This is a genomic window from Bradyrhizobium sp. 153 (assembly GCF_023073835.1).
Classification (GTDB): domain Bacteria; phylum Pseudomonadota; class Alphaproteobacteria; order Rhizobiales; family Xanthobacteraceae; genus Bradyrhizobium.
Genome location: NZ_JADPKH010000154.1, coordinates 216343 through 224707 on the forward strand (window position 1 = coordinate 216343; position 8365 = coordinate 224707).

General features: G+C 63.5%; 13 protein-coding genes. 9 read left to right on the top strand and 4 right to left on the bottom strand.

Going from position 1 to position 8365, the window contains the following annotated elements; translation table 11 throughout:
- Window positions 1–12: 12 nt before the first annotated feature.
- On the bottom strand, window positions 13–402 hold the full coding sequence (locus IVA91_RS35895; RefSeq protein WP_247279874.1) for an NUDIX hydrolase: 390 nt from the start codon (window positions 400–402) through the stop codon (window positions 13–15).
- A gap of 145 nt (window positions 403–547) precedes the next feature.
- Complete coding sequence (locus IVA91_RS35900) at window positions 548–1627, bottom strand: AI-2E family transporter (protein WP_247279875.1); 1080 nt, start codon at window positions 1625–1627, stop codon at window positions 548–550.
- A 150-nt stretch (window positions 1628–1777) separates the two neighbouring features.
- Between IVA91_RS35900 and IVA91_RS35905 the strand changes: the two genes are divergently transcribed.
- The 3 genes from IVA91_RS35905 (at window position 1778) to IVA91_RS35915 (ending at window position 2774) form a co-directional block, all read left to right on the top strand.
- Entirely contained in the window at window positions 1778–2002 is a 225-nt protein-coding gene (locus IVA91_RS35905; RefSeq protein ID WP_247279876.1) for a hypothetical protein, read from the top strand.
- Between the two features lie 81 nt (window positions 2003–2083).
- A complete protein-coding gene (locus IVA91_RS35910; protein WP_247279877.1) occupies window positions 2084–2308 on the top strand; it encodes a hypothetical protein in 225 nt (74 codons plus the stop codon).
- A gap of 163 nt (window positions 2309–2471) precedes the next feature.
- Window positions 2472–2774 (top strand): hypothetical protein, encoded by a 303-nt coding sequence (locus tag IVA91_RS35915; protein WP_247279878.1) that lies wholly within the window; start codon window positions 2472–2474, stop codon window positions 2772–2774.
- A 5-nt stretch (window positions 2775–2779) separates the two neighbouring features.
- Here IVA91_RS35915 and IVA91_RS35920 read toward each other — a convergent pair whose 3' ends face one another.
- A complete protein-coding gene (locus IVA91_RS35920; RefSeq protein ID WP_247279879.1) occupies window positions 2780–3016 on the bottom strand; it encodes a hypothetical protein in 237 nt (78 codons plus the stop codon).
- On the opposite strand from IVA91_RS35920, the gene IVA91_RS35925 reads away from it, so the two are divergent.
- From IVA91_RS35925 to IVA91_RS35940, 4 genes are all read left to right on the top strand, one after another.
- Window positions 3015–3212, top strand: coding sequence for a hypothetical protein (locus IVA91_RS35925; protein ID WP_247419438.1), 198 nt, complete (start codon window positions 3015–3017; stop codon window positions 3210–3212). The genes IVA91_RS35920 and IVA91_RS35925 overlap by 2 nt on opposite strands.
- Window positions 3213–3492: 280 nt before the next feature.
- The gene (locus IVA91_RS35930) at window positions 3493–4080 is read left to right on the top strand and encodes a formyltransferase family protein (RefSeq protein ID WP_247279880.1); all 588 of its coding nucleotides are present in this window, start codon (window positions 3493–3495) and stop codon (window positions 4078–4080) included.
- A 171-nt stretch (window positions 4081–4251) separates the two neighbouring features.
- The gene (locus tag IVA91_RS35935) at window positions 4252–4602 is read left to right on the top strand and encodes a hypothetical protein (protein ID WP_247279881.1); all 351 of its coding nucleotides are present in this window, start codon (window positions 4252–4254) and stop codon (window positions 4600–4602) included.
- Window positions 4547–5092: a hypothetical protein gene (locus tag IVA91_RS35940; RefSeq protein ID WP_247279882.1), complete on the top strand. Its 546-nt coding sequence runs from the start codon at window positions 4547–4549 to the stop codon at window positions 5090–5092. Before IVA91_RS35935 ends, IVA91_RS35940 begins: the two co-directional genes overlap by 56 nt.
- Window positions 5093–5141: 49 nt before the next feature.
- Here IVA91_RS35940 and IVA91_RS35945 read toward each other — a convergent pair whose 3' ends face one another.
- On the bottom strand, window positions 5142–5540 hold the full coding sequence (locus IVA91_RS35945) for a RidA family protein (protein WP_247279883.1): 399 nt from the start codon (window positions 5538–5540) through the stop codon (window positions 5142–5144).
- 152 nt (window positions 5541–5692) lie between these two features.
- On the opposite strand from IVA91_RS35945, the gene IVA91_RS35950 reads away from it, so the two are divergent.
- Both IVA91_RS35950 and IVA91_RS35955 read left to right on the top strand, forming a co-directional pair.
- Window positions 5693–6568, top strand: a complete 876-nt coding sequence (locus IVA91_RS35950) for a DMT family transporter (protein WP_247279884.1) — start codon at window positions 5693–5695, stop codon at window positions 6566–6568.
- Between the two features lie 204 nt (window positions 6569–6772).
- On the top strand, window positions 6773–8203 hold the full coding sequence (locus IVA91_RS35955; RefSeq protein ID WP_247279885.1) for a caspase family protein: 1431 nt from the start codon (window positions 6773–6775) through the stop codon (window positions 8201–8203).
- Window positions 8204–8365 lie beyond the last annotated feature (162 nt).

Consider the following 8365-nt stretch of genomic DNA (forward strand, 5'->3'; position numbering starts at 1 on the left):
GAGAGGATTAGCTCACCGCCGCGACTTTCTCGGAAACAGGCGGTCGCGGATGTAGCGTGAGGTCGGCGTCAGGCGGATGCCGCGGGGCTTCTGCCAGGCGGCGCGGTCGATCTCCTTCTTGTCACCAATCGCCAGCCTGCCCTTGGCGTCCTTGGCGATGAAGATTGCGTCGCTCATCTTGCGGCCGGAGCGCTTGTTCCTGGCCTTCACTTCCTTCCAGAGACTGATCCGGCCGAGCTTCAGCTTGGGCAGCTCCTCCTTGATCTCCCGCCGCAGGCAGTCCTTCTCGGATTCGCGCGCGCGCTTGCGCCCGCCCGGGAACATCCAGAGGCCGTCCGACCGGCGTCTGACCAACAATACCTTGCCGCGCCTGGCGGCAACCAGCTTGGAAGACTTCGCCATCACTGCCGTAGATCGAGACCAGAATCGTCCAGATCGTAACTTGTCTAGTCGGATAGACAAGTTCGGGACGCATCTTGATCAGAGGCCGCGGAGCCGTTGGCTCCTGGTGCGACACGGCGGGCCGGTCGCACCGGCGAGCGCAAGGTCAGCCCTTGCCCGCCTCCGTCCTGTCCTCGGTCCTGATCCAGGCCATCATCATCTCCCACGCCACCGACAGGATGATCGGACCGATGAACAGGCCGACGATACCATGGGCGAGCGTGCCGCCGATTACGCCGACGAAGATCACGATGGTCGGCGTGGTCAGGCCGCGCCCCATGACGAGCGGCTTCAGCATGGTATCGATGAAGCCGACCAGGACGAGAAACACGGTGAGCAGCAGCGCCGTGGTGACGTCCTTGGCGGTCCAGATCCAGATGATCACCGGCAGCAGCACGAGGAAGGCGCCGATCTGCACGATCGAGAGCAGCAGCACAATGAAGGCGAGAAGGCCGGCGCTGGGCACGGCTGCGAGCTTGAAGCCGAAGCCGGCGAGCAGCGCCTGCACCACTGCGACGCCGATCACGCCTTGCGCTACGGCGCGGATGGTCGCGCCCGCGAGCTCCAGGAAATGCTCGCTCTGTTCGGGTACGATGCGAAACAGGAAGCTGCGGCCGGCTGCAACCAGCTGCGGGCCGTGCGGAAACAGGAAGCCGGCAACGAACACCGACAGTAGGAATTGGACCGTGCCGAGGCCCGCATCACCCGCGAGCGACAACAGCGGTCCCGCCAGCGGCTGGAGATAAGGCGCCACCTCGCGCAGCACTGCGCGGATGTTGGTGTAGGCCTGGTCCCAGAGGTCATAGAGCCACGGACCGACCAGCGGCCACGATTTGAGCTGCTCCGGCGCCGATTGGAGCGCCAGATCGCCGGTGCCGAGCTGGTGCGCCAGCTCCCGCACACCGTCCACGGCGCTGAGGCCGAGCCAGGTCGCAGGGCCGATGACGATGCCGAGCGTGATCAGGGTCAGGATCGCTGCCGCGGTTTTCGGCCTGCCGCCGAGGATCTTGGCGACCAAGCTGAAGGCCGGATAGAACGCGACCGCGAGCACGCCGCTCCAGGCCAGGATCGGCACGAACGGGCGGATGATCAGGAAGGTCCAGATGATCAGCAGGGCGAGCAGGCCGAGCCGGATCACGAGCTGGATGATATCCTCACCCGTCAGGAGCTGACGGAGACTTTTCACGGCTAATGCCTTCCTTGCGACATGAACGCAACTTGCGGCGCTTGCGCGGCCTAGCCGTTATTGCCAGCAACAAGCCGGGCGTCAAGGCGACCGGTTCCCGCAACATCCGCTGACTAGGAACGCATCGGACCTACCGGCATTTTGAGGACGATGACGGCCGGTCCCAGAGAGCCTGATGCACATGCGGGGATTCACCGCGGCGTCCACTATTCGCTGAAGCGGAATGCCGCGCCGGGCTACTGGCGCTATGCCTATGCGATCGGCGACAGGGTGCGCTCCGGGCGCGTGCAAGGCAAGCTGCCGCTGCTCGCCATCAGACGCGTGCAGATGCGCATTGATCGGGACTTGCGGCCTGGCTTGGCTAACGTCCGTTAACCGGATTTCCCTGGGCCAGTTTACGCCGCTGCAAAAGCCCGTGGCTACCGTGGGTTGAGGTCCTCAAAGACATTCTGTGCAATGGCCAATAGCATCTGGACGATCGAAGAATTCACCTGCCGGGGTTGCAGCATGACCTACGCCGCGACAAGGGAGGAACATGATGACGCGCATGCCGGCAGCTTCAAATGCAGCATCTGTAGCAGCGTGGTGCATAGCTGGTCGGGCAAGCATCACTTCTTCGGCTGGGAAGCGGTGAAGTCGAAACCGCCGCTGTTCGGACGGCGCTGGGCCGGAGCTGGATGATCGGCTGAGCCGCCGCGTTCCCTGACCGATCGAACGATCGTGCCTGGACACAGCGGCAGCGAAATTCGTAGCCGGGTATCGACCGAATTGCGCCAAGGGTGTTTGGACTCCGTTCACTGATCGCCGTTAGATCAGGACAGATCCTCCGCGCCGAACATCCGCCATGGCCGACCTCAACGCCGTCCTCACCAGGCTCAACGACCGTCTGCTCCGCCTCGAGGGCGAGCTGTTCGTGCTGCGTTCGCTGGCACGCGCGACGCTGACGGCGGGCGATGATCATGCGGTGCGCATGCGCAAGCTGGTCGAGGCCGCAAAAGTCGCACTCGATGACGAGGCCAAGCGTCCGCTCGACAAGCCGACGCGCAAATATGTCGATGCGGCGACCGCACTGGTGGAAGAGCTTCTGGTCGAGCCGACTCCGGCGCGGCCGCTATTCACGGTGATCGACGGCGGCCGGCGCGACTGAACGGGTCAGGTCGGCTGGCTGGTGCCGGCCGTGTTGGAATCGCCCGCCTTCAGCCGGCTGAGGCCCGCTTCGATGGTTGCGATCTCCTCGTCGATCTGACCGATGGGCAGGCTGAAATCATAGCCCGACCTGCTCTTCAGATCGACCGCGAGCCGCTGCCTGTGCATCATCAGCTCGTCGAGGCCGCGTCGGTTCTTCAGTCGGACATAGATGTCGACGATCTGCTCAATCGCGCTCGGCATGAGATTGGTCCCGGCGAAAAGGCCGGCGCGGCGCACCTACGCCGGCGGAACATTCTCGGTCGCGGTACGCAATACAAATCCGCGACGGATTCGTCGATACGCCAAGCTGGTTGATAACGTATTACCATCAGATGATTTCGCGATGCGCGGTATGAAAAAGCCGCTGGCGATCACGCCAGCGGCCAAGCCGGTTTGAAAACGGATGCGGGTTGAAATGTCGCCAGCCCCGATTTGTGCATGCTCTTACGACAGATGGAAGATCTCTTCTGTCTACAACGAAACACAAGAGCCGGCTTGCCCACATTTCCCATCCGACCGTGGCACCACGGCAACGCTGGTGGCTGCACAATCGCTGAGTTCATCGCGCCCTCACCCGGTGCATTGTTGATAACCCGCGCAAACGCGGCCTGGGTGGTGACAGGACGTCCGGACGTGTTATCGGGGGATAACGCAGCTGCGAGACGGATCGGATACCCATGCGCATTACCCTCGTCGGCTCCCGCCATTTCGGCGTGACCACCCTGAACATGCTCCGGGAGCACGGCGTCTCGATCGCGCGGGTTGTGGTGGCCGATGCCGAGGATCGCCTCGCCGCCACCGCCAAGGCGGCCGGCATCGAGGTGGTGGTCCAGGCCAATCCGAAGCTGGTGGTGGCCTCCGAGATTGCCTCCGATACCGATCTGATCATCACGGCGCACAGTCACGCCCGGATCGGCAGGGACGCGCTCGCCGCCGCCAAGCTGGGCGGGATCGGCTATCACCCTTCGCTATTGCCGCGCCACCGCGGTAAGGCCGCCGTGGAATGGACCATCAAGGAAGGCGATCCGATCGCCGGCGGCACGATCTACCACCTCGCCGACCGCATGGACGCGGGCGCCATCGCCGCCCAGGACTGGTGCTTCGTCAAGAAGGGCGAGACGGCGCGGGAGCTCTGGGAACGCGCGCTGGCGCCTCTCGGCCTCAAGCTACTGGCCGACGTGATCGATTATGCCAAGGTCCACAAGACGCTGCCGGCCAAAGTTCAGGACGAGCAGTTCGCGACCTTGGCACCAAGTCTCTCCTGACGTTTACCCTTAACGCGAGTCCGCGTTGATTTTGCAGCGGAAATCGGAGCACCAAGACTCAAATAAACCATTGTTTCCACAAACAATTTTCGATTTGGCATCGCAACAAATTTCCGTCACATTTGGTGCGAATAAACGTCAGCATATCAGACAAATTCGAGGACGGATTTCATGCGTTTAGGTCGCATTGCGGTGTTGTGTGCCGCTTCAGTTGTCGCCGGCACCCTCGCCGCTCCCGCCTTCGCCCAGAGCCCCTATGACGGCAATTGGCAGGTCACGATCGTGACCAAGAGCGGCTCCTGCGAACCGACCGCAAGCTCCATGCTGACGGTTGCCGATGGCAAGATCACTGCGCCCGGCGCTAACGTTTCCGGCACCATCGGTCGTGAGGGACTTGTGAAAGTTTCGATCAATGGTGCATATGCCAACGGTCAACTCAACGGCAACGCCGGATCGGGGAAGTGGAATGGAGCATCTGCAGGCATACCATGCAGCGGGCGGTGGGAAGCATCGCGCCAATAAACCAACTGAGGCTCGCGCCAGAGGCCGGCGGCTGCTGATCGCGGCCGCCATTTTGTTTGTGGCGAGCATCGCCCGCACTGAAAGCCAAGCCCAGTCCGGCCCGTTTGCCCCGATGGCAGGCACCTGGAGCGGCAGCGGTACCGTCATCCTCGATGATGGCTCGACCGAGCGGATCCGCTGCCGGGCCAAGTACACCCCGATCGGCCCGACCATGGAAATGTCGCTGACCTGCGCCAGCGACGCCTACAAGTTCAATCTCGGGGCCAGCGTCAAGTCAGAGGGCAGCGCCATCACCGGCAGCTGGTCCGAGGCCAGCCGCAATATCAGCGGCTCGCTCCAGGGCCGCGGCGGCGGCGGAAACTTCGATGTGGTCGCCTCTGCCGCCGGCTTCAACGCCAATATCGCGCTGAAGACGAGTGGCAACAAGCAGACCGTCACGATGCGCGCCGATAGCCAGTTCCGCGGCGCCAACATCTCGATGTCGCGCTGAGATAGCACGTTCAAGACAGTCGACCCGGCGACCTCGCCGGGTCGACTTTTTATGCCTGCGGCACGAACGCCGTGACCTCGATCTCGACCTTGGCCCGCTCGTCAACGAGACCGCCGATGTAAAGCAGCGTCGAGGGCGGGAAGTTGCGTCCAAGCGTTTCCTTCCAGCCCGCGCCAATGCCGGCCCCGGCGGCCTCATACTCGCTGCGGCTGGTCAGGTACCACGTCAGGCGGACGATGTGCTCGGGGCCCGCGCCGGCCTCGCCCAGGAGCTTGATGATCCGCTTCAGAGCTGTCGCAACTTGCGCCGCCATGTCGGGCGCGTAGTTGCCGCTCTCATCGCCGCCGGTCTGCCCGGCCAGCACCACCCAACGCCCCGGCCCGTCGACGAGGACGCCATGGGAAAAGCCGCGCGGTTTTTTCCACTCGGCTGGCTGCAAGATACGCATGAGCGAAGACCTCCCGATTTTCTCGTCGTTCGCTGACGCCTTAGCACGCCGACCTGCATCGCTGCATCCGCAGATTTGGCCGTTGCAAACGGCGGCGATGTCGCTGATACCGGCCGTCCTTTCAAGATTCCATTCTCCAGCATCTGCCCTCAATGAGCACGACACCGTCAAAAACGATGGCCGCACTGTGGATGGCCGGCTGGCTGTCGCTGATGCTGGTGATGGCGGTTGCCGGGCGCGAAGCCACGCGCGAGCTGAACGTTTTTCAAATCATGGAAGTGAGGTCGCTGCTCGGCTTCGTGCTGCTCTCGCCGATCATCTACCGCGCGGGCGGTTTCAAGGTGCTCAAGACGTCGCGCCTGCCGCAACATATCGGTCGCAACCTGGTGCACTATGTCGCTCAGCTCGGCTGGTTCTTTGCACTGACGCTGATCCCGATCGGCCAGGTGGTCGCGATCGAGTTCACCATGCCGATCTGGACGGCGATCCTGGCGGCGAGCTTCCTGTCCGAACGCATGACGCCTTGGAGGATTGCGGCCATCGTGCTCGGCCTTGTCGGTGTGATCGTCATCGTCCGTCCCGCCGCCGGCGAGATCAATCCGGGGCAGCTGATCGCGCTCGGCGCTGCCGTCGGATTTGGCGTGTCAATGGCGCTGGTTAAATCCCTGACGCGCACGGACAGCGCGCTGTCGATCCTGTTCTGGATGCTGGTGGTGCAGTCGGTCGCAGGCTTCGCTCCGACGCTGTTTGTCTGGACTTGGCCATCGGCCCATGTCTGGGCCTGGGTCGGCGTGATCGCCGTCTGCGGCACGTTTTCACACTATTGCCTCGCGAGCGCGATGCGCTATGCGGACGCGACGATCGTGGTCCCCATGGACTTCCTTCGCGTTCCACTAACCGCGACGGCTGGCTGGCTGCTGTATTCCGAGCGGCTCGACGCCTGGACGGTCCTCGGCGCGGCGCTGATCCTGTGCGGCAATCTCCTGAATTTGAAGCCGGCTCCGCCCGTTCCCGCCCGCGCGCAGTGAACCTTGCGCTGCCTTGCGCGACAAAACGAAGTGGCCGTGTGATTTGGATCACGTTCGGGAAGCATTCCCATCGTGCACATTCGGCCACACAGCAGCGGTTTGGACGCGACTTACTGCCGTTTTGGTGGCGCGGAGTCGGGCACTTCGTGTAGGTTCGTTGCCAATTTGTTGCTGCCTACAATTCGATTCTGTTGGGGATCTCAGATGCGCTATTTCACCCTCCTCGCTTCGCTGATGTGCATGGCCCTGTCGATCAGTGCCGCGAAGGCCGACCGCCGCGTCGCCTTCGTCGTCGGCAACGGCAACTACAAGAACGTCGCGCAATTACCGAACCCGCCGATCGACGCCAAAGCGATGGCGGCGACGCTGCGCAATGTCGGCTTCGAGGTGATCGAAGGATCCAATCTCAGCCGCGACCAGATGACGGAGAAGCTGCTCGACTTCGGCCGCAAGGCGCAAGGCTCCGACATCGCGCTGTTCTATTATGCCGGCCACGGCATCGCGGTCAGCGGCACCAATTATCTCCTGCCTGTCGACGCCGACATCAAGTCGGAGATGGACGTCAAGCTGGGGGCGGCCATCAACATCGACCTCACGCTCGAGCAGACCATGGGCGATGCCAAGGTCAAGCTCGTCTTCCTCGATGCCTGCCGCGACAATCCGTTCGCCGCCAAGATCAAGTCGAACTCGGCGACCCGCAGCGTCAACGTCCAGAGCGGTCTCGCCGAGATGAAGTCCGGCGAAGGCACGCTGATCGCGTTCGCCACCGGTCCTGGCCAGACCGCCCTCGACGGCCAGGAGGGCAACAACAGCCCGTTCACCCGCGCGCTGATCGACAACATCACCAAGCCCGGGGTCGAGATCCAGCAGGCGATGACGTCGGTGCGCGCCCAGGTCAATGAAGAGACCCGCAAAGGCCAGCTGCCCTGGGGCCACACCAACCTGACCGGCTCCGTCTATCTCAACCAGGCCCCCACGACCCAGGTCGCCAACGCGGCTCCGACCGCGGCTGGCAGCGTGCCAATAGCGACCGGCGGCGGCTCGGACGGCGTCGAGCTCGAATATTGGCGCTCGGTAAAGGAGTCCAACAAGCCGGAAGAGCTCAACGCTTATCTTGCCGCCTATCCGAACGGTCAGTTCAAGGCGCTGGCGCTGGCACGCCTTGCTGCGATCAAGAGCGGCCCCTCGACCGCGACCCGCACGCTCACTGCTGGCGTCGATCCCGCGACTTTTACCGACGAGGCCACTCAGCTCACCGAGGACCAGATCGGCCTCGACAAGAACCAGCGCCGCGACGTGCAGCGTCGCCTCACCGGCCTCGGCTTCGACACCAAGCAGACCGGCGTATTCAGCGATGAGACCCGCGCCGTGCTCAAGCGCTGGCAGGCCGCGCGCGGCTATCCTTCCTCCGGCTACCTCAATAAGCACCAGCACAAGGCCCTGCTCTCGGAGATCGTGGCTGCACCGCCGACCGCCAGTGATAACAGCCAGAAGGCGGCTCGGCGTGCCAGCGCTCCGGCACCCAGCAGTGCGCCGGCACCCGCTCCCCAGCGCAGCAATCCAGGCGACGCTGCCGGCGCGGCCTTCGTGGGTGGCGTCGTCGGCGGCATGATGGGCGGCATGTTCCGCCGCTGAGGCGCGAAGCCAATCAAAGCAAAAGCCCGGCTCAGGCCGGGCTTTTTCGTTGCGAGTTCCTCAGTCGTCCGTGAAGAACCCTGAATTCAGGCTGGATTGATTTGGGGTCGGGCGAAGAGGATGGCCAGGATTTGCCACAACGAGAGCCTGAGCCAGCAGGGC

Bases quoted from the DNA above. Each gene is read 5' to 3' on its own strand.
- IVA91_RS35945 (WP_247279883.1), bottom strand. From the start codon at position 5,540: ATGCGTATCTTGCAGCCAGCCGAGTGGAAAAAACCGCGCGGCTTTTCC.
- IVA91_RS35915 (WP_247279878.1), top strand. From the start codon at position 2,472: ATGGCCGACCTCAACGCCGTCCTCACCAGGCTCAACGACCGTCTGCTC.
- IVA91_RS35955 (WP_247279885.1), top strand. From the start codon at position 6,773: ATGCGCTATTTCACCCTCCTCGCTTCGCTGATGTGCATGGCCCTGTCG.
- IVA91_RS35930 (WP_247279880.1), top strand. From the start codon at position 3,493: ATGCGCATTACCCTCGTCGGCTCCCGCCATTTCGGCGTGACCACCCTG.
- IVA91_RS35895 (WP_247279874.1), bottom strand. From the start codon at position 402: ATGGCGAAGTCTTCCAAGCTGGTTGCCGCCAGGCGCGGCAAGGTATTG.
- IVA91_RS35910 (WP_247279877.1), top strand. From the start codon at position 2,084: ATGGCCAATAGCATCTGGACGATCGAAGAATTCACCTGCCGGGGTTGC.
- IVA91_RS35920 (WP_247279879.1), bottom strand. From the start codon at position 3,016: ATGCCGAGCGCGATTGAGCAGATCGTCGACATCTATGTCCGACTGAAG.
- IVA91_RS35950 (WP_247279884.1), top strand. From the start codon at position 5,693: ATGAGCACGACACCGTCAAAAACGATGGCCGCACTGTGGATGGCCGGC.
- IVA91_RS35935 (WP_247279881.1), top strand. From the start codon at position 4,252: ATGCGTTTAGGTCGCATTGCGGTGTTGTGTGCCGCTTCAGTTGTCGCC.
- IVA91_RS35940 (WP_247279882.1), top strand. From the start codon at position 4,547: ATGGAGCATCTGCAGGCATACCATGCAGCGGGCGGTGGGAAGCATCGC.
- IVA91_RS35905 (WP_247279876.1), top strand. From the start codon at position 1,778: ATGACGGCCGGTCCCAGAGAGCCTGATGCACATGCGGGGATTCACCGC.
- IVA91_RS35925 (WP_247419438.1), top strand. From the start codon at position 3,015: ATGAGATTGGTCCCGGCGAAAAGGCCGGCGCGGCGCACCTACGCCGGC.